This is a genomic window from Nonomuraea zeae, from assembly GCF_005889725.1.
Classification (GTDB): domain Bacteria; phylum Actinomycetota; class Actinomycetes; order Streptosporangiales; family Streptosporangiaceae; genus Nonomuraea; species Nonomuraea zeae.
The window spans coordinates 1-18,585 of the sequence record NZ_VCKX01000113.1 but is presented as its reverse complement, the minus strand read 5'-3'; the positions used below and the strand labels follow the sequence as shown (position 1 = coordinate 18,585).

Below are 18,585 nucleotides of genomic sequence, written 5' to 3'. Positions count from 1 at the left end.
GTCCCCGGGGGGTCAGATGCCTTCGGACTTGCGGATGAAAGCCTCATAGTCGGCGAACGGCTCAAGCCCGACGGCGGCACGGCGCTCGTCCAGGAGGTCCGGCTCCTCGATCGGCATCGGTTCGAGACCGTCGACGCCGCGGTGGAACTGGGTGCCGTAGAGCTGGGGCCGGCCCGAGCGCACGCGTACGCGGTCCTCCAGGTACGCGAAGTCGCGCGGCGAGGCCTCCTCCCGCTCCACGGCGTCGGCCATCGCATGGTGGAACAGCCGCTGCACCTCCGGGAGCGTGGCGTGCTGGGCCAGGAGCCAGGCGGCCCGCGCCGCCCGCGCCCCTACCTGCGAGACCAGCGGCCAGCCCCGGTTGGCCACCACGGAGTAGAGCCAGGCGGTGTTGCCCTCGTCGAAGCGCTGGAGCCGAGCCAGCCGCCGGTCGCCGGGAAAGCCCTTGGCCGGGTCGCGCAACGCCTGATCGATCTCCAACCGGCGGAGCAGTTCCTCTCGTAACTCCTCGTCGGTCATGACCCGACGGTAAACCGCCTCAGGCGGGATTCAAGGTGAGGGTGACGTTGTCGATCAACCTGGTGCTCCCGACCTTGGCGGCCACCGCGAGCACCGCCATCCCCTCGTACGACTCGCTCACCTCGACGAACGTGGCCGGGTCCACCAGCGCGAGATAGTCCAGGTCGAGCCGGGAGCCCGCCGCGTCGAGCACCTCCTGCGCCGCCGCGCGGATCCGGTGCGGGGCGAGCTCGGCCGCGCCCGCCCGCAGCGCGCGGGAGAGCGCCAGCGCCACCTCGCGGTCCTCGTCCGACAGGAAACGGTTGCGGCTCGACAGGGCCAGGCCGTCGGGCTCGCGTACGGTGGGCGCGCCCAGGATCTCGATCGGCAGGTCGAGGTCGGCGACCATGCGGCGGATCAGGGCCAGCTGCTGGGCGTCCTTCTGCCCGAAGACCGCCAGGTTGGGCTGGACCAGGTTGAACAGCTTGAGCACGACCGTGAGCATGCCGTCGAAATGGCCCGGCCTGACGGCCCCCTCCACGATCTCGCCCATCCGGCCCGAGTGGACGCTGACCTGGCGGTCCGGCGCGTACATGTCGTCGACGGCCGGGTGGAACACGACGTCGACGCCCTCGGCCCGGCAGACTTCCAAATCTGAGTCAAATGTACGGGGATAGCGTGAAAAATCCTCATTAGGACCGAATTGCAGGGGGTTCACGAAAACGCTGACCACCACCTGATCAGCCCGTACCCGAGCCTCCCTGATCAGGGTCCGGTGCCCCTCGTGCAACGCCCCCATGGTCGGGACCAGGGCCACATCGGCACCCCGGCGCGCCTTGGCCAGGTCTTCCCGGCTCCTGGCGACGATCAGCTCCATAACAGCCCTCCGAACGCGACGGTCAGGTCCATATATTGCCCCCCAGCGCGTCGAGCAGCCGCTCCGCCTCCTCCGGCTTGAGCAGCCCGGCCGCCAGCGCCCGGTCGGCCGTGAGCCTGGCGAGCGCGATGTAGGCGTCGGCCGCCTCGGGAGCCGCCAGGATGAGGGCGTCCACATGTTTGCGCACGGTGCCCGCGTCACCGCGGACCACCGGGCCGGTGAGGCCGGCGATGCCGAGCCGCAGCACGTTGTCGAGCGCGGCGCCGAGCAGCGGCCCCAGCATGCGCCCCGGGTGCTCCACGCCGATGCGCTCCAGCAGGTCGGACGACTCCGCGATGAGCGTGACCATGTGGTTGGCCGCCCCGGCCAGGGCCGCGTGATAGAGCGCGCGGTCGGCGTCGGCGATCCAGACCGGCTCGCCGCCCATCTCGATCACCAGGGCCTCGGCGATGGGGCGCAGCACGTCGGGCGCGGTGACCCCGTAGGAGATGCCGGTGAGCTTGTTGAGGTCGTCGTCCCTGCCGGTGAACGTCATCACCGGGTGCAGCGCCAGCGGCAGCGCGCCCGCCTTGGCCGCCGGGTCCAGGACGGACAGCCCGTAGGCGCCGCTGGTGTGCACCAGCAGCTTGCCGTTGAGGTCGGCCCCCGTGGTGGCCAGCCCGTTGACCAGATCGGGCAGCGCGTCGTCCGGCACCGTCAGCAGGATGAGCTGGGCGGCGGCCACCACCTCGTCCGGCCGCGACGGCGTCACGCCGAGCCGGTCCGCGGCCCAGCGCTGTGAGTTGTCCGACACGCCGCTCGCCGCGACGACCCGATGCCCCGCCTGCGCCAGCGCTGCGCCGAGTGCGGAGCCGACCTTCCCCGACCCGAGCACGCCGACAGTCAGCCGTGCCGGGCGATCACCTGCGTCCATGACGTCACACCCCTGTCGACCTGATGGCACTGCCGACCAGCGTAACGGCCTCGCGGGGCTGCGCACGGCAGGCCACTCCAGCAGTCCACCACAGGTAGTGGGGTGCGCACCTACGGTAGGCCGCAGCCGCAGTCACACCAGCGTGACCGCTGTTTTGCCTGGTGTTGAGTTACGACAAAAACGACAGGGGCATTCAAACCATGCACCCCCTGTCGTAAGAGATGAGGAGAGGGGTTCATCACATGGCAACGGGCGCCGAGTCCTGACAGGACCCGACGCCCGCAGCGGATGCGACCCCTTGGAGGTGCGCCGGCGGTCAACGCCGACTGACCTGCCGGGTCCGGGCCCGGGCCGGCCTGCGCCGGTCCGGGCTCTTTCCGCGTTTCAGTGGTTGCTGGGCGCGTAGGCCCCGGCGCCGCCCCGGCAGCCGGCGACCGCGACGCCGATGACGGGGATCGCGTTGCCGCAGACGTTGATCGGCGCGACGATCGGGACGTGCACCTGGTTGCCGCCCAGAATGCTGCCGTTGCCGCTGGTGATGTCGGCGTGTGCCGGGGTGGCGAGCGACATCATGGCGACGGCACCAGCCATGACCAGGGTCTTCTTCAGCATGAGGGGCTCCTCTCAGTTCAGCGGCCGATCGGCCGCGGGGTGCTCGGTCTTGAGTGACTAGCTCCGCCAATTGGGGGTTGGCAGAACGCAGTCGCTCGATGACAATGAGTCAACGTTAGCGCAAGTTGGCGACAAAGAGTAGTCATGTAATGACAGGGCGTGTCGTTCGCGGAGTCATGAGATAGTCCAGGCATGTGGCTCACCTGGCGCGCCGCAACGGAACGAGCGCTGTACGGCGAGGAGGGCTTTTACCTCCGCGAACGCCCGTCCGGGCACTTCCGGACCTCGGTCAGCGCCTCGGCGGCTTTCGCCGACGCGGTCCTGGCGTTGCTCCTGGAAGTGGACGCCGAGCTCGGCACACCCGAAGTGCTCGACCTGGTCGACATCGGCGCGGGCGAGGGCGTGCTCGTCACGCGGGTGCTCACCGCCGCCGAGCCCGACCTGCGCAAGCGGCTGCGCGTCACGGCGGTCGACCTCTCCCCCAGGCCGGAGGGCCTGCCCGAGGAGATCGAGTGGCGCAAGACCTTGCCCATCGGCATCACGGGCCTGGCCGTCGCCAACGAGTGGCTCGACAACGTGCCGATCGACGTGGTCGAGCAGACCGCCGGTGGGCCCCGGCTGGTCATGGTCGACGCGCGCACCGGCCGGGAGCGGCTCGGCGGCGCGCTGCGGCCCGCCGACCGCGAGTGGCTCGACCGGTGGTGGCCGCTGCCCCGCGTGGGCGCGCGGGCGGAGATCGGCCGGCCTCGCGACGAGGCCTGGGCCTCGGTCCTGGCCCGCCTCGCCAAGGGCCGTGCGATTGCCGTGGATTATGCACACCCTGTGGATAACCGACCGCTCTGTGGCACGCTGACCGGTTACCGCGATGGCGCGGTCGTTGCCCCCATACCCGATGGGACCTGCGATATCACGGCGCATGTCGCGCTTGACGCGTGCGCGGAGGCCGGGCGGCGGGCCGGTGCGATATCCACAGCCTTGTCCACACAGCGTGATGCGCTGAGGGCGTTGGGGATCACCGGAGCCCGCCCTCCGGTCGAGCTGGCCAGGGCCGATCCGCGGGGCTATGTCCGGGCGCTGTCGAGGGCTTCGGAGGAGGGCGAGCTGATCGACCCGGCGGGGCTGGGCGGGTTCGGCTGGCTCAGCCAGACCCGCTGAGCCCGCCGTCGCGGGGCTCTCAGCCGGACCTGCTGAGCCCGCTGTCGCCGGGCCCGGTCAGGCGGTGGCGCTGAGCTCCAGGGAGTGCAGGCCCCGGATGACGTAGCCGGGCTTCCACTCGGGCTCGCGCCGCAGCTCCAGCTTGGCCGTCCGGTCCAGGAGCGCGCCGAACGACTCGATGAGCTCGATGCGGGCCAGCGGGGCGCCCAGGCAGAAGTGGATCCCGGCCCCGAAGGAGATGTGCGGGTTGTCGGCGCGGCCCACGTCGAGCCGGTCCGGGTCCTCGAACACCGTCCCGTCCCTGTTGGCCGAGCCGAACAGCAGCGCCACCTCCGTGCCGCGCGGGATCCGCACGCCGTGCACCTCGATGTCCTCCAGCACCCAGCGCTCGAACATCTGCAGCGGCGTGTCCCAGCGCATCAGCTCCTCGACCGCCGTGGGGAGCAGCGAGCGGTCCTCGCGCAGGCGGGCCAGCTCGGCCGGGTTCCTGAACAGGGACCACCAGCCGTTGCCCGTCACGTTCACGGTGGCCTCGTGGCCGGCGTTGAGCAGCAGGACGCACGTGCCGACCAGCTCGTCCTCGGTCAGCTCGTCGATCTGGGCCAGTGCGCTGATCAGATCGTCGCCGGGGTCGCGGCGGCGCTCGCGGGCCAGCGTCGCGAGGTAGCCGGCGAACTCCGAGGCCGCCCGTACGGCGGTGTGCTGGGCCTCGGGGGTGGGGTTGAGCTCGTACATGCCGCAGATGTCGGCCGACCAGGGCCGCAGCAGCGGACGGTCGGCCTCGGGGATGCCGAGCATCTCCGCGATCACCGTCACCGGGAGCGGCTCGGCGACCTCGGCGATGAGGTCGCCGCCGCCCCGCTCCACGTACGCCTCCACCAGGCCGCCGGCGATGGCCCGCACCCGGGGGCGCAGCGACTCGACCATGCGCGGCGTGAACGCCTTGGAGACCAGCCGGCGCAGCCTGGTGTGCACCGGCGGCTCCACGTCGAGCATGCCCGCGTTGATCACCCGCCAGAACGGCTCCTGGAACTCCGGCTCGGGCTCCCTGCCGAACTCCTCGTGCGTGGCCACGTGCAGGTAGGACCGGCCCAGGCGGCGGTCCCTGAGCAGGGCGTTCACGTCGGCGTGCCGGGAGATGAGCCACTGGCCCGTCGGCTCGAAGTAGCTGACGGGCGCGTCACGCCTCAGCTCTTCGTAGACCCGGTACGGGTGAGCCACAAAATCGGGATTCCAAGGATCAAAGCGCACTATTTCATCTTAGGAGGGGAAGTCTCCTGCTCGGGAGGCGTTTCCTGCTGCTTGGCGTGCCTGCCGCGCATGCGGATGTTCAGCAGCTCCACGACGACCGAGAAGGCCATCGCGAAATAGATGTAGCCCTTCGGAATGTGCTGGTCGAGGCCCTCGGCGACGAGCACCACGCCGATGAGCACCAGGAACGCCAGCGCCAGCATCTTGATGCTCGGGTGCGCGTCCACGAACCGGCTGATCGGCCCGGAGGCGAACAGCATCACCACCACCGCCACCACGACCGCCGCGATCATCACGCCGAGCTCGTCGACCATGCCGACGGCGGTGATCACCGAGTCGAGCGAGAACACGATGTCGAGCACCATGATCTGCAGGATCACGGAGGTGAAGGAGGTCACGGCCTTCTTCTTGCCGTCCGCGTCGTGCGGCGCGTCCATGCTGTGGCCGATCTCGGTGACGCTCTTCGCCAGCAGGAACAGGCCGCCGAGCAGCAAGATCAGATCGCGTCCCGATATCTCGTGACCGAAGACCGCGAACAGCGGCTCGGTGAGCTGCACCACCCACGACAGCCCGAGCAGGAGGAGCAGGCGGCTGATCAGGGCCGCGCCGAGGCCCATGACACGCGCCCGGTCCCGCTGCTCGGGCGGCAGCCTGCCCGCCAGGATGGAGATGAAGATGATGTTGTCGATCCCCAGGACGATTTCCAGGGCGACAAGGGTTAAGAAGCCGATCCAGATATTCGGGTCGGTCACCCAGTCGAGCATCTGCGCACCTCCATGACATGTCGAGCGGCGGTTTCCCGGTAGCAACGAGCCAGGCTCCGGATAAGTTCGCCGGTCCGCGATCCGTGGCCGGACGCCGGTCGGCGGGAGGCCCGCGGGGCGCACCTCCGCAGCGGCGGCAGTGACCGGGGTCATAAGAGCGGCAGTGTGATGAGCCGGTTTCTTTTGGTATGGTCCTGGCGTAGGTCATGAGTGTCAGCGACAAGCCCCGGCTAGCTGGCCGGCAACCCTCGCGTCCGCGGCGGGGTGCCCCGGGTGAGGACCTGGTCCGTCACGAGGTGTGGCGGGCAAGCGCGGGCTCCGTGGCTGCTCCAGGGGTCCGATGACCCGAGGGGATTTGCCATGTCCACGCTGACGATCTTCAACTCCGCGCCCGCCGTCGCCCAGGCCGTTGCGAACGCGCCCGCCGCGAACCGCCGCTCGATCCCCGCCGTGCTGGGCGCCGACCTCGAAGTGCCGGTCAAGGGCGGCCGGCTGGTGGGCTACGCCAACCTCGACTACGCGGCCAGCGCCCCCTGTCTGGAGCCGGTCAGCGCCGCCGTCGCCGCCGCGCTCCCGGCCTACTCCAGCGTCCACCGCGGCGCGGGCTACGCCTCCCAGCTCACCACCGCCAGGTACGAGCAGGCCCGCCACACCGTCCGGGCCTTCGTCGGAGCCCGTCCCGACGACGCCGTGATCTTCACCCGCAACACCACCGACGCCACGAACCTCCTGGCCGGCTGCCTGCCCGAGGGCACCACCACCGTGGTCTTCGACACCGAGCACCACGCCTCGCTCCTGCCCTGGCCCGCCTCCGTGCGACTGGCGCCGCCCGCCTTCCCCGGAGAGGCCGTCCGCGCCGCCGACGAGGCGCTGGCCGGGATCGACGGGCCGAAGCTGCTGGTCGTCACCGCCGCCTCGAACGTCACCGGCGAGCTGTGGCCCATCGCCGCCCTGGCCCACATCGCGCACCGGCACGGGGCCCGCATCCTGGTGGACGCCGCGCAGCTCGTACCGCATCGGCAGCTCAACCTGACCGCGCTCGACCTGGACTACGTGGCCTTCTCCGGGCACAAGCTGTACGCGCCGTTCGGGGCCGGCGTGCTGGTGGGCCGCCGCGACTGGCTGGCCGAGGGCGAGCCGTACCTCAAGGGCGGCGGCGCGGTGCGGTCGGTCGAGGAGAGCACTCAGTGGCACGACGACCCCGAGCCGCGGCACGAGGCGGGCACCCCGAACGTGCTGGGCGCCATCGCGCTGGCCGCCGCCTGCGACGCGCTCACCGCCACCGGCTGGAGCGAGCTCGTCCGGGAGGAGGAGCGGCTGATCTCGCGGCTGCGGTCGGGGCTGGCCTCGGTCGAGGGCGTGCGCGAGCTGTCGCTGTGGGGGGATGATCACCCGCGCGTGGGCATCGTGTCGTTCATCGTGGCCGGCTACTCGGCCCGCGAGGTGGCCGAGGCGCTGTCCAGCGAGTACGGCATCGGCGTCAGGGACGGGAAGTTCTGCGCGCACCCGTTCGTCCGGCACCTGCTGGGCACGGCCGACGGCGGCTGCGAGGACGACACCGCCTCCGCGATCCGGGCCTCGATCGGCATCGGGACCACGCAGGAGCACGTGGACCGGCTGGTCGAAGCCCTGCGGGACCTGGTCTCCCGCCGCGGCTGAGCCACCCGCGACCACCGGCCCCGGCAAGGGGCCGTGACGGCCGGCCGCGCCATCGACCCCTCAGGTACGCGCCCGGCCCCGGCGGGTGGCCGGGTCAGCGATTCGGCGGCTTGTTGTGCTGTGGCGGCTCGTCGGAGACGAGGGCGTCGATCTCCCGCATGTCCTCGTCGTTGAGCCTGCTCGACCTGGGCTCCGACGGCTGCCTGGGCACCTCGGGCGGCTCGGCCGGCTCGGTGGGCTGCGCGGGCGTCATGGGCCCGCCGGCGTGCCCGGGCTGCATCTTGGTCACGTTCGAAGGCTCGACCCGGGGACCCGGCGGGGTGTAGGGCGCGAGGTCGTCCTCGGCCGCACGGCGTTCGGAGCGCCTGCGGAATATCGCGCGGAAGATGCTGTCCAGCCCGATCCGTCCCCCGCCCAGGGCCAGGAACAGCAAGCTGAGCGCGCCCAGCGCGCCGGGCAGTTCCCAGCCGTTGCTCGCGGTCAGCACCCCGTTGCCCCCGTGCACGAACGCGATCGCGCCGAGCATGTTGACCAGCAACAGGAACCCCGCGACCCGCACCAGCAAGCCCAGGATGAGGAAGATGCCGCCGACGGTCTCGACGACGGTCGCGAACCCGGCGGCCAGCTCGGGCATCGGGATCCCCATTTCCCTGAACCCCTGCGAGGTGGCGCCGAGGCCACCCTGCCATTTCTGCCAGCCATGAGTCACGAAGATCACGCCGGTCACGATCCGAGCGATCAGCGCCGCGATATCAAACACAACTCTCTTCATGGTGATTTCTCCCCCCGTTCCCGATATTCCTCCCCTTGTCCGACTTAAGGATGCGTTTCCATACCATTTCTTGAACCTCCCCCACGCTGGATCATCACCAGGGAGGGTGGCAGCATGGCCGTATGACGGAACGCGTGGTCGGTATCGGCGCCGGCGCGAAAGAGCTGGCCACCGAGGACATGATCCTCAACATCGGCCCGCAGCACCCGTCCACGCACGGGGTCCTGCGACTGCGGCTCACGCTCGACGGCGAGCGCATCGCCACGGCGGAGCCGATCATCGGCTACATGCACAGAGGCGCCGAGAAGCTGTTCGAGGTCCGCGACTACCGCCAGATCATCATGCTGGCCAACAGGCACGACTGGCTGTCGGGGTTCGCGAACGAGCTGGGCGTGGTCCTCGCCGCCGAGCGCCTGCTCGGCATGGAGCCGCCGGTGCGCGCCGTGTGGGCCCGTACGCTGCTGGCCGAGCTCAACCGGGTGCTCAACCACCTCATGTTCCTCGGCTCCTATCCCCTGGAGCTGGGCGCGATCACGCCGCTGTTCTACTCCTTCAACGAGCGCGAGCGCATCCAGGCCGTGATGGAGGAGATCTCCGGCGGGCGCATGCACTACATGTTCAACCGGGTCGGCGGGCTCAAGGAGGACCTGCCGCTCGGCTGGCTCGACCGCGTGTCAGAGACGGTCGCCGAGACCCGGCGCCGGGTGCCCGACATCGAGAACCTCATCCTGCACAACGAGATCTTCGTGGCCCGCACCAAGGGCGTCGGCGTGCTCTCCCGCGAGCAGATCATGCAGTACGGCGTCAGCGGCCCCATCGCCCGCGCCTCCGGCGTCGACTTCGACCTGCGCCGCGACGAGCCGTACCTCGCCTATCCCGAGCTGCCCGTCAAGGTCGTCACCCGGAGCGCGGGCGACTGCCACAGCCGGTTCGAGGTGCTGCTCGACCAGCTCAAGGTCTCGCTCGACCTGGCCGACGCCTGCGTCGAGCGGTTGCGCTCGCTGCCGCAGGGGCCGATCAACCAGCGGCTGCCGAAGGTGCTGAAGGTGCCGGAGGGCCACACGTACGCGTGGACCGAGAACCCGCTCGGCATCAACGGCTACTACCTGGTCTCCAAGGGCGACAAGACCCCGTGGCGGCTGAAGCTGCGCTCGGCCTCCTACAACAACATCCAGGTGCTGCGCGAGATGCTGCCCGGTCACCTGGTCGCCGACATGGTGGCCATTCTCGGCTCGATGTTCTTCGTCGTGGGTGACATCGACAAGTGAGCTCCCCCGAACGCGACAAATACGTCGACTGGCTCCGCGCCCTGAGCCTGATCGTCGTGGTGGTCTGGCACTGGGCGTTCACGATCCTGCAGTGGAAGCCGCACGGCCCCGAGCCCACCAGCCCGCTCGGCTTCACCTCCGGGCTGTGGATACTCACCTGGCTGCTCCAGGTGCTGCCGCTGTTCTTCTACGTCGGCGGCCACGTGCACCTGCTGTCCTGGAACCGCGCCAAGCTGCGCGGCGTGGGCATCGGCGCGTTCGTCTGGCGGCGCATCCGGGCGCTGGCCTTACCCGCGCTCTTCCTGTCCGGCGTCTGGGTCGCCATCGGAGCGGTCGTCACGGCCGTGTTCCGGGTCGACTGGATGTGGCGGGTGGTGCTGCTGGTGCTCAGCCCCCTGTGGTTCCTCGGCGTCTACCTGGTGCTGATCGCGCTGCTGCCCGTCGCGCTCTGGCTGCACCGCCGCTACGACGTGCTGGCGCTGATCTGGCTCGGCGGCGCGTCCCTGGTGGTGGACGTCGTGCGCTTCCGCTACGGGATCGAGTGGGCGGGCTGGCTCAACATGATCCTCATCTGGGGGCTGGCGCACCAGGCCGGGTTCTTCTACGACCGGATCGTCATCCTGCCCAGACGCTATGACATGGGCCTGCTGTGGACAGGGCTGTTCGCCCTGTTCGGCCTGGTCTACTCGGGCATCTACCCGGGCTCGATGGTGGGCGTGCCCGGCGACAAGTGGTCGAACATGGCGCCGCCCACGTTCGTGATCGTCGCCCTCCTGCTGTTCCAGATCGGCCTGGTGGAGGTGCTGCGGCCGGCCATGGAACGCGTGCTGGAGCGGCCGCGCTGGCGCCGCGTCAACGACTTCATCAACCGGTACGCGCTGCCGCTGTTCCTGTTCCACACGACCGGGATGGCCATCGCCCTGGGCCTGTCGTGGTGGCTGTTCGGCAACCTGGGCACCCAGATCCCGCCAGACCTCAAATGGTGGCTGGAGCGGCCCATCGCCATCGTGGGGCCGCTGATCTGCACCCTGCCGGTCATCTACCTCTTCGGCCGCCGCCGCCGTGCTCCTGTCGCCCAAAAGCAGGACGAGGGAGTTGGCGGTTCCGTAGGCTCTGACCATGGCTGACATCGACTTCGCCCCCAACGCCGAAGACGAGCGGATCATCCGCCTCGCCATGCGGGAGGGCGAGCGACCGAGCGACGTGATCCGCCGCTCGCTGCGCCTGCTGCAGCGCCAGATGTGGCAGGAGAGGCTGCGCGCCGCCGCGCGCCCCTCCGTCGAGGACCTCTCCTAGTCGCGCCGCTGGTCCTCCGGCTCCTTCGGGATGCGGCAGGCGTGCTCCAGGTAGAGGGCGGCGCAGATCAGCGCGACGCAGGAGAGGAACGACCCGGTCGCGACGAAGAACTCCGAGCGGGGCGTCTCCCGGTCGAGGCTCTGCACCGTATAGAGGGCGAACCCGGCGAACAGCCCGCCGAAGGCCGCCCCCGCGTACGCCGAAGCCTTGGCCAGCGCCGCCAGCCGGGCGACGGCCAGCGGCTCCACCGGCTTCGTGCCGGGCTTGCGGGCGATCCTGGCCTTGGTCGCCCAGGCGGCGTAGCCCTCGCCGATCGCCAGCAGCAGCACCGTCGGGATGGCGGTCCACGGCATCAGGGGCAGGTCTGAGTAGAACGGTCTGATCGCCGCCCACGTGAGCAGCGCCACGATGACGACGATGAGGACCAGGCGGCCTGGGTGGGTCGACTTCAATCCGGCCTCTGCAGCTTCAGGTCGTCGCGCAGGCGGACGCCCTGCCGGTCGAGCCCCGCCAGCAGCACGGACACCGAGCCGTGCCCGGGCACCACGCCCTCGGGGTCGGCGTCGAACCAGGGCGCCAGCACGAACGCGCGCTCGTGGGCCCGCGGGTGCGGCAGCGTCAGCTCGGGGTCGTCGCACACGACGTCGCCGACGACGATCAGGTCGATGTCGAGCGTACGCGGCCCCCAGCGCTCCTTCCGGACCCGCCCGAAGGCGTTCTCGACGCCCAGCGCGCGCTCCAGGAGCGTGTGCGGCTCCAGCGTGGTCTCGGCGATCACGATCGCGTTGAGATAGGGCTTCTGGCCCGCGGGACCCCCGACAGGGTCGGTCTCGTAGACCGGCGAGGCCCGGACGAACTCCAGCCCGGGTGCGTCGAACAGGGTGTCCAGGGCGCCCTGCAACGTCTCGAAGCGGCGACCCAGATTACTGCCGAACCCCAGCACGACTTTCATGCGCGCCTCCGCTCGATCGTCACGACCACGTCGTCGAACGGCAGCGGGATCGGCGCCGCCGGTTTGTGCACGCTCACTTCTACCTTGTGCACGAGCTCGCTGGCCAGACACACCTCGGCCAGCCGCTGCGCGAGCGTCTCGATCAGGTCGACCGGCTCGCCCTCGACCACCTCGGTCAGCGCCTGGGCCAGCTCCCCGTAATGGACGGTCTTGGTGAGGTCGTCACCGGCCGCCGCGGGCGCGGTGTCGAGGAACAGCGTCGCGTCGACCACGAACTCCTGCCCGAGCTCCCGCTCGGCAGCGAGCACGCCATGTCTCCCCCTGGCCCGCAGGCCCTTGAGAGCGATGCGATCAGCGCTCAAGCTCGCCTTCCTCCTCCTCGTCGTCGTCTCCCTGGAGCACCGGCGATCCGTGGTGCATCCACAGCCGCCAGCCCTGCGCGGTGCGGAGATAGACGTTGCTGGCCACCACCTTGCCCGCGGCGAAGCTGGACTCGCCCTCCTCGCCGGCGGTGAGGATGTTCTCGACGCACGTGAGCACGGCCACGTCACCCAGCACCGTCGTGCTGACGTCGGTCAGCACGAACTGGATGTAGGTCGTGTTGGCCATGATCAGCGCCCAGGAGCGCAGCACCTCCGACCGGCCCGTCAGCAGCGTCCAGCCCGGGTGTACGCAGCTCACCTGCTCGTCGGCGGAGTCCTCCGCCCAGATCTCGGTCATCTTGTCGAGATCCGCGTTTTCGATGGCGGTGTAGAACTCCTGGTTCACCGTCTCGATCGCGGCAGTGTCGACGCTCATGTGTTGGCTCCGGCTCTCTTCCATGCGGCCGCCACGCGCACGGCATCGGCATTGGGACCTACCTCGTGCACGCGCACGCACCAGGCGCCGGCGTGCGCGGCCAGCGCGGTCACGGCCAGCGTGGCGTCGTCGCTGCGGCTGAACGGCCTGGGTGTTCCGTCGGGATCGGCCAGCAGGCGGCCGAGGAACCGCTTGCGCGACGCCCCCACCAGCAGCGGGTAGCCGAGCTCGGCCAGCTGCGGGAGCCCGGCCAGCAGCGCCCAGTTGTGCTCGGCGTTCTTGGCGAAGCCGAGGCCGGGATCGAGCACGACCTGCTCTTCCGACACCCCCTCGGCCAGCACCAGATCGACCCGCTTGCTCAGCTCCTCGCGCACCTCGGTGACCACGTCGGCGTAGACGGCTCGGCTGTACATGTCATGGCTGTGGCCGCGCCAGTGCATCACGACGTAGGAGACGCCCGTCGCGGCGACGACCCGCGGCATCTCGGGGTCGGCCAGACCGCCGCTGACGTCGTTGACGAGGCGCGCGCCGGCCTCGACCGCCGCCTTGGCGACCTCGGCCCGCATCGTGTCGACGCTGACGGCCACCCCCTCGGCGTCGAGCGCCCTGATCACGGGCACGACCCTGGCCAGCTCCTCCTCCAGCGACACCCTGGCCGCGCCCGGGCGGGTGGACTCACCGCCCACGTCGACGATGTCGGCGCCCTCTTCGACCAGCCGCAGGCCGTGCTGGATGGCCGCCGCCTCGTCGAACCACAGGCCGCCGTCGGAGAACGAATCCGGCGTCACATTGACCACGCCCATGACGAGGCACCGCTGCGTACCTTCTGGCACGTTGATGGGCACGCTAGTCATGGGCCAAGCCTAGGCGTTGTACCACCACTGCCGACATCGCGGGGTCCCCAGTCGTGGATAACGATCCTCACCTGCCGAGGATCAGCGCCATCGCCTCGGAACGGGTCTTGTCGCTGGTGCGGAAATCACCGCGGACGGCGGAGGTGACGGTCTTGGCGCCCGGCTTGCGTACGCCGCGCATCGTCATGCACAGATGCTCCGCCTCGACCACCACGATGACCCCGCGCGGCTCCAGCACCCGCATGAGCGCGTCGGCGATCTGGGACGTCATGCGCTCCTGCACCTGCGGACGGCGGGCGAACACGTCCACCAGGCGGGCCAGCTTCGACAGCCCCGTCACCTGGCCGCGCTCGTTGGGGATGTAGCCCACGTGGGCCACCCCGTGGAAGGGGACCAGGTGGTGCTCACAGGTCGAGTAGACCTCGATGTCACGCACGAGCACCATCTCGTCGTGATCGACGTCGAAGACCTTGTTGAGCACGTCTTCCGGCTTCTGGCCGAGCCCCGAATACTGCTCGGCCATGGCGCGGGCGACCCGGGAGGGCGTCTCGAGCAGGCCGTCGCGGTCGGGATCCTCGCCGATGGCGTAGAGGATCTCGCGTACGGCCTTCTCGATCCGCCCCAGGTCGACGTCGTACTGAGTCACGCAGAGTCCCCGGAGGGGAGGGCGTCCTGGTGACCGGAGGTCAGCGAGCCGTTGGCCGACTGCTCCTTGGGCGTCAGGATCGGCGGGCGGTCCGAGGGGAGCCGCTTGCCGTAGCCCGCGTAGGAGGGGCGGTGCGCCTTGACGACCACCGGAGCGAAGATCTGCAGGACCTGGTCGCGGGAGAGGGTCTCCTTCTCCATGAGCTGGAGCACCAGGTTGTCGAGCACGTCGCGGTATTCGACCAGGATGTCCCAGGCCTGGTCGTGCGCCGTCTCGATCATCCGGCGGACTTCCTCGTCGATGCTGGAAGCGATCTTCTCGGAGTAGTCGCGCTCGTGGCCCATCTCGCGGCCGAGGAAGACCTCCGCCTGCCCCGTGCCGAACTTGCGGGCGCCGAGCTGCTCGCTCATGCCGTATTCGGTCACCATGCGGCGGGCGACGGCCGTGGCCTTCTCGATGTCGTTGGAGGCGCCGGTGGTGGGCTCGTGGAAGACGAGCTCCTCCGCCGCGCGGCCGCCGAGCAGCATCGCGAGCTGGTCCATCATCTCCGACCTGGTGGCCAGGAACTTGTCCTCCATCGGCAGCGTCATCGTGTAACCGAGCGCGCGGCCGCGGGACAGGATCGTGATCTTGTGCACCGGGTCGGAGTTGGGCAGCGCGTGCGCCACCAGCGCGTGACCGCCCTCGTGGTAGGCGATCATCTTCTTTTCCTTGTCGGACATGACCCGCGTCTTGCGCTCGGGCCCTGCCATGACGCGGTCGATCGCCTCTTCGAGGGTGTCCATCGTGATCAGCTTCTGGTCGGCCCGCGCGGTGAGCAGGGCCGCCTCGTTGATCACGTTGGCCAGGTCGGCGCCGGTGAACCCGGGGGTGCGGCGCGCGATGACGTCGAGGTCGACGTCGGGCGCGAACGGCTTGCCGCGGCCGTGGACCTTGAGGATGCCCTTACGGCCTTCGAGGTCGGGGCGGTCGACGGTGACCTGCCGGTCGAACCGGCCGGGACGCAGCAGCGCCGGGTCGAGGATGTCGGGCCGGTTGGTCGCGGCGATGAGGATCACGCCGCCCTTGACGTCGAAGCCGTCCATCTCGACGAGCAGCTGGTTGAGCGTCTGCTCGCGCTCGTCGTGACCGCCGCCCAGGCCGGCGCCGCGGTGACGGCCGACGGCGTCGATCTCGTCGATGAAGATGATCGCCGGGGCGTTGGCCTTGGCCTGCTCGAACAGGTCACGGACTCGCGAGGCGCCGACACCGACGAACATCTCGACGAAGTCGGAGCCGGAGATCGAGTAGAACGGCACGCCGGCCTCGCCGGCGACGGCGCGGGCCAGCAGCGTCTTACCGGTGCCGGGCGGGCCGTACAGGAGCACGCCCTTGGGGATCTTGGCGCCGATCGCCTGGAACTTGGCCGGGGCCTGGAGGAACTCCTTGATCTCCTGGAGCTCCTCGATGGCCTCGTCGGCCCCCGCGACGTCGGCGAACGTGGTCTTTGGGGTGTCTTTGGTGATGAGCTTGGCCTTGGACTTGCCGAAGTTCATCACACGCGAGCCGCCGCCCTGCATCTGGTTCATGATGAACAGGAAGAGCAGCACGATGATGACGATCGGCAGGAAGCTCACGAGGATGCTGACCAGGAAGTTCTCCTGGGGGACCTCGGTGGTGAAGCTCTTGGTCTTGCCCGCGTCGACCTGAGCCTGCAGCTCGTCGGTCAGCTTGCTGCCGTAGCCGGTGACCCAGTCGGCCTGGATCAGCTTCGTCGGCTGGTCGCCGGGCTTGGCCGGCACCGCCCGGACGAGGGTGACCTCGATCCGGTTGTCCTTGTCGACGATCTTGGCGTTGCTGACGTTTCCGGCGCGAATCTGCTGGAGAACCAGGGACGTGTCGGCCGCCTTGTAATTGCCGCCACCGCTCCAAAGCTGGGTGACGAGCAGGAGCAGCACGACGATGCCCAGGATCCACAGCAGTGGCCCACGTGTAAATCGCTTGAGATCCATCTGATGCGGAACCCCTTGCGGGCCCGTCCCTTCCTGACCATGGCCTGGAACCCCGGGCTGGCCCGGGGCCGCGGCATCCGACACCGCGACTTCTGACTACCCGAAGGGGACGCTAGGTCACCCTCCCGGAGTCTGAAGGTACACCGGCACAGCGCACAGAGGGACCCGCCCGCTACACCGGTCTTGCCCTATCAACGTACGTCACGTTGCGCGATGTTCCCGGCCATGGCAGCAATTGCTACTTATAGACGTGTGGGGCCAGAGTGCCGATGAACGGCAGGTTCCGGTATCGCTCCGCGTAGTCGAGCCCATAACCGATGACGAACTCGCTGGGAATGTCGAACCCGACGTATTTCACTTCGATCGGCACCTTCACCGCGTCGGGTTTCCGCAGCGCCGCGCAGATCTCCAACGAGGCCGGATTGCGCGATTTCAGGTTTTCCAGCAGCCAGTGCAGGGTCAGGCCGGAGTCGATGATGTCCTCGACGATCAGCACGTGACGGTTCAGGATGTCCGTGTCGAGGTCTTTCAGCACGCGGACGACACCGGAGGACTTGGTGCCCGCACCGTAGGAGGACACCGCCATCCAGTCCATCTGCACGGGCACGTGCAGGGCTCTGGCCAGGTCGGCCATCACCATCACGGCGCCCTTCAGCACGCCCACGAGCAGCACGTCCTTGCCCGCGTAGTCGGCGTCGATCCGCCCGGCAAGCTCTTTGATCTTGGCCTGGAGCTCGTCCTCGGGGATGAGGACCTTTTCCAGGTCATGGCCCATGTCGGCAGCGTCCACCTGTGGTTCCTTACGCAATGGGACTGATGGCGAGTATCAGGGTGCCATACCGCCGGGTGGCCGACAGACCCCCGGGCAGATCCACCGACTTCTGGCCGCGCCACCTTGTGACCAGCCGGTCCACGGCCAGCACGTGGGTGGCGGACAGGGCTCCGGACGGCGCTCCGGCGGCGATGGCCGCCCGCCGGAGAACCCGCCGCCGGACGGCGTCGGGCAGCTTTTCCAACTCCGGCACGGCAAGCGTTATCCGCCGATCAATATCGCTTAGAGCGCAATTCTGGAACGCCGATTCCGCCCATTGATCGAGCGCGTCGGAGTCTTCGCGGGCCATCCTCGCCGTCCGCGCGAGCGCCTCCGCCACTCCCGGGCCGAGCTCGTCCTCCAGGAGGGGGAGGATGCGCTTTCGCACGCGTACGCGGGTGTAGCGGGGGTCGTCGTTGTGCGGGTCGTCCCAGGGGGCCAGGTCCTGCGCCCGGCAGGCGGCCACGGTCGTGACTCTGGGGAGGGCCAGCAGAGGTCTGCGGTAGCGGCCGGTCACCGCGGCCATGCCGGACAGCGAGCGGGGGCCGCTGCCTCTGGCCAGGCCCAGGAGGACCGTCTCCGCCTGGTCGTCCCTGGTGTGGCCGAGGAGGACCGTCGCGGCCTGGAGACGGTCTGCCGCCTCCGTGAGCGCCGCGTATCTCGCCTCCCTGGCCGCCGCCTCCGGGCCGCCCTCCGTGCCCACGGTGACGGTGAGCACCTCTACGGGGTCCAGGCCGAGCCGGTGGGCGATGCCGGCGACCGTCCGGGCGCGCTCGGCCGAGCCCGGCTGGAGCTGGTGGTCCACGGTCAGCAGGCCCGCGCGCAGGCCCATCCTGGGGGCGGCGAAGGCCAGGGCGGCCGCCAGGGCCAGGGAGTCGGCCCCGCCGCTGCACGCGGTCAGCGCCAGCGCGCCCTTGGGCAGGTCGGCCAGCGCCTCACGCACCGCCCTGCGGACGTCGGCTACGGCTGGATGTGGGCCCACGGGTGCCATTGTCGCGGGTCGCCACCCGTCCCGACGCCACCGCCTACCGCCGGGCGCCCGCCCGAACGCGGCACGGTCTGGACACCCCAGGCCCGCCTGCCTGCCCCGGGCACCGCGATGAACCGGGGCCACAGACCCGCCCCCGTCCGGCGGGGCCCCGGCATGGGGGCCTTGCCGCGTTCAGGGGCCGTCGCCGGGCCAGAAACCCAGGAGACGGAATGGTCTCCGGGTCGGGACCCGGGCCGTCGCCGAGTCCGGCGCCAGGCCAGAAGGCCGCGCGGCGGGGCGGTACCGGGGTCGGGACGGTCTCTCGGCCGGGATCCCGCAAACCGCTGCCAGGTCCGGGAAGCGGCGCTGGGGCCGGGCCAGAAGCCCGGAGACGGGACGGTCTCCGGGGCGGGAACCGGAGAGTCGCCGAGTCCGGGAGGCGGGACGGTGACCAGGTCAAGGGTGTCGCTTATACACATCCGACACTCCTGTTGAGAC

21 protein-coding genes and 1 riboswitch are annotated in these 18,585 nt (G+C 69.9%); of the genes, 5 read left to right on the top strand and 16 right to left on the bottom strand.

Features of this window, described 5'->3' with window-relative positions; translation table 11 throughout:
- Nucleotides 1-12 precede the first annotated feature (12 nt).
- The 4 genes from ETD85_RS31330 to ETD85_RS31315 form a co-directional block, all read right to left on the bottom strand.
- Entirely contained in the window at nucleotides 13-519 is a 507-nt protein-coding gene (locus ETD85_RS31330) for a DUF6624 domain-containing protein (protein WP_138693412.1), read from the bottom strand.
- Between the two features lie 19 nt (nucleotides 520-538).
- Nucleotides 539-1,375: a pantoate--beta-alanine ligase gene (gene panC, locus ETD85_RS31325; RefSeq protein ID WP_138693411.1), complete on the bottom strand. Its 837-nt coding sequence runs from the start codon at nucleotides 1,373-1,375 to the stop codon at nucleotides 539-541.
- A 22-nt stretch (nucleotides 1,376-1,397) separates the two neighbouring features.
- Complete coding sequence (locus ETD85_RS31320; protein ID WP_138693410.1) at nucleotides 1,398-2,288, bottom strand: Rossmann-like and DUF2520 domain-containing protein; 891 nt, start codon at nucleotides 2,286-2,288, stop codon at nucleotides 1,398-1,400.
- 384 nt (nucleotides 2,289-2,672) lie between these two features.
- Complete coding sequence (locus tag ETD85_RS31315) at nucleotides 2,673-2,900, bottom strand: chaplin family protein (protein ID WP_138693409.1); 228 nt, start codon at nucleotides 2,898-2,900, stop codon at nucleotides 2,673-2,675.
- 192 nt (nucleotides 2,901-3,092) lie between these two features.
- Here ETD85_RS31315 and ETD85_RS31310 point away from each other — a divergent pair, with 192 nt between their 5' ends.
- Complete coding sequence (locus ETD85_RS31310) at nucleotides 3,093-4,055, top strand: SAM-dependent methyltransferase (protein ID WP_138693408.1); 963 nt, start codon at nucleotides 3,093-3,095, stop codon at nucleotides 4,053-4,055.
- Nucleotides 4,056-4,112: 57 nt separating this feature from the next.
- Here ETD85_RS31310 and ETD85_RS31305 read toward each other — a convergent pair whose 3' ends face one another.
- Both ETD85_RS31305 and ETD85_RS31300 read right to left on the bottom strand, forming a co-directional pair.
- The gene (locus tag ETD85_RS31305) at nucleotides 4,113-5,306 is read right to left on the bottom strand and encodes a cytochrome P450 (protein ID WP_138693407.1); all 1,194 of its coding nucleotides are present in this window, start codon (nucleotides 5,304-5,306) and stop codon (nucleotides 4,113-4,115) included.
- Entirely contained in the window at nucleotides 5,306-6,070 is a 765-nt protein-coding gene (locus ETD85_RS31300; RefSeq protein WP_138693406.1) for a TerC family protein, read from the bottom strand. Before ETD85_RS31300 ends, ETD85_RS31305 begins: the two co-directional genes overlap by 1 nt.
- Nucleotides 6,071-6,272: 202 nt before the next feature.
- A riboswitch (SAM riboswitch) is annotated at nucleotides 6,273-6,388 on the top strand.
- A 42-nt stretch (nucleotides 6,389-6,430) separates the two neighbouring features.
- On the opposite strand from ETD85_RS31300, the gene ETD85_RS31295 reads away from it, so the two are divergent.
- Nucleotides 6,431-7,729 (top strand): aminotransferase class V-fold PLP-dependent enzyme, encoded by a 1,299-nt coding sequence (locus tag ETD85_RS31295; protein WP_138693405.1) that lies wholly within the window; start codon nucleotides 6,431-6,433, stop codon nucleotides 7,727-7,729.
- A gap of 94 nt (nucleotides 7,730-7,823) precedes the next feature.
- Here the strand turns inward: ETD85_RS31295 and ETD85_RS31290 are convergent, their stop codons facing one another.
- On the bottom strand, nucleotides 7,824-8,501 hold the full coding sequence (locus ETD85_RS31290) for a DoxX family protein (protein ID WP_138693404.1): 678 nt from the start codon (nucleotides 8,499-8,501) through the stop codon (nucleotides 7,824-7,826).
- Between the two features lie 122 nt (nucleotides 8,502-8,623).
- Here ETD85_RS31290 and ETD85_RS31285 point away from each other — a divergent pair, with 122 nt between their 5' ends.
- From ETD85_RS31285 to ETD85_RS63380, 3 genes are read left to right on the top strand one after another with little or no spacing between them, the layout of a single operon-like run.
- Nucleotides 8,624-9,769 (top strand): NADH-quinone oxidoreductase subunit D, encoded by a 1,146-nt coding sequence (locus ETD85_RS31285; protein ID WP_138693403.1) that lies wholly within the window; start codon nucleotides 8,624-8,626, stop codon nucleotides 9,767-9,769.
- Nucleotides 9,766-10,896 (top strand): acyltransferase family protein, encoded by a 1,131-nt coding sequence (locus ETD85_RS31280; protein WP_138693402.1) that lies wholly within the window; start codon nucleotides 9,766-9,768, stop codon nucleotides 10,894-10,896. Before ETD85_RS31285 ends, ETD85_RS31280 begins: the two co-directional genes overlap by 4 nt.
- Nucleotides 10,889-11,065: a hypothetical protein gene (locus tag ETD85_RS63380; RefSeq protein WP_170246928.1), complete on the top strand. Its 177-nt coding sequence runs from the start codon at nucleotides 10,889-10,891 to the stop codon at nucleotides 11,063-11,065. The genes ETD85_RS31280 and ETD85_RS63380 overlap by 8 nt, the downstream gene beginning before the upstream one ends.
- Here the strand turns inward: ETD85_RS63380 and ETD85_RS31275 are convergent.
- From ETD85_RS31275 to tilS, 9 genes are all read right to left on the bottom strand, one after another.
- Nucleotides 11,062-11,517 carry a DUF3180 domain-containing protein gene (locus ETD85_RS31275; RefSeq protein WP_138693401.1) on the bottom strand — a complete coding sequence of 152 codons (456 nt, stop codon included), beginning with the start codon at nucleotides 11,515-11,517 and terminating at the stop codon, nucleotides 11,062-11,064. The two genes, ETD85_RS63380 and ETD85_RS31275, sit on opposite strands and share 4 nt — an antisense overlap.
- Nucleotides 11,514-12,017, bottom strand: a complete 504-nt coding sequence (folK, locus tag ETD85_RS31270; protein ID WP_138693400.1) for a 2-amino-4-hydroxy-6-hydroxymethyldihydropteridine diphosphokinase — start codon at nucleotides 12,015-12,017, stop codon at nucleotides 11,514-11,516. Before folK ends, ETD85_RS31275 begins: the two co-directional genes overlap by 4 nt.
- Nucleotides 12,014-12,379: a dihydroneopterin aldolase gene (folB, locus tag ETD85_RS31265; protein ID WP_138693399.1), complete on the bottom strand. Its 366-nt coding sequence runs from the start codon at nucleotides 12,377-12,379 to the stop codon at nucleotides 12,014-12,016. The genes folK and folB overlap by 4 nt, the downstream gene beginning before the upstream one ends.
- On the bottom strand, nucleotides 12,369-12,815 hold the full coding sequence (locus ETD85_RS31260; protein ID WP_138693398.1) for a nuclear transport factor 2 family protein: 447 nt from the start codon (nucleotides 12,813-12,815) through the stop codon (nucleotides 12,369-12,371). Before ETD85_RS31260 ends, folB begins: the two co-directional genes overlap by 11 nt.
- Nucleotides 12,812-13,669: a dihydropteroate synthase gene (folP, locus tag ETD85_RS31255; protein WP_138693397.1), complete on the bottom strand. Its 858-nt coding sequence runs from the start codon at nucleotides 13,667-13,669 to the stop codon at nucleotides 12,812-12,814. Before folP ends, ETD85_RS31260 begins: the two co-directional genes overlap by 4 nt.
- 67 nt (nucleotides 13,670-13,736) lie before the next feature.
- A complete protein-coding gene (gene folE / locus ETD85_RS31250) occupies nucleotides 13,737-14,315 on the bottom strand; it encodes a GTP cyclohydrolase I FolE (RefSeq protein WP_138693396.1) in 579 nt (192 codons plus the stop codon).
- Nucleotides 14,312-16,306, bottom strand: a complete 1,995-nt coding sequence (gene ftsH / locus ETD85_RS31245; RefSeq protein WP_138693395.1) for an ATP-dependent zinc metalloprotease FtsH — start codon at nucleotides 16,304-16,306, stop codon at nucleotides 14,312-14,314. Before ftsH ends, folE begins: the two co-directional genes overlap by 4 nt.
- A gap of 238 nt (nucleotides 16,307-16,544) precedes the next feature.
- Nucleotides 16,545-17,096: a hypoxanthine phosphoribosyltransferase gene (gene hpt, locus ETD85_RS31240; protein WP_170246927.1), complete on the bottom strand. Its 552-nt coding sequence runs from the start codon at nucleotides 17,094-17,096 to the stop codon at nucleotides 16,545-16,547.
- Nucleotides 17,097-17,106: 10 nt separating this feature from the next.
- Nucleotides 17,107-18,108 (bottom strand): tRNA lysidine(34) synthetase TilS, encoded by a 1,002-nt coding sequence (gene tilS, locus ETD85_RS31235; protein WP_138693394.1) that lies wholly within the window; start codon nucleotides 18,106-18,108, stop codon nucleotides 17,107-17,109.
- Between the last annotated feature and the right edge of the window lie 477 nt (nucleotides 18,109-18,585).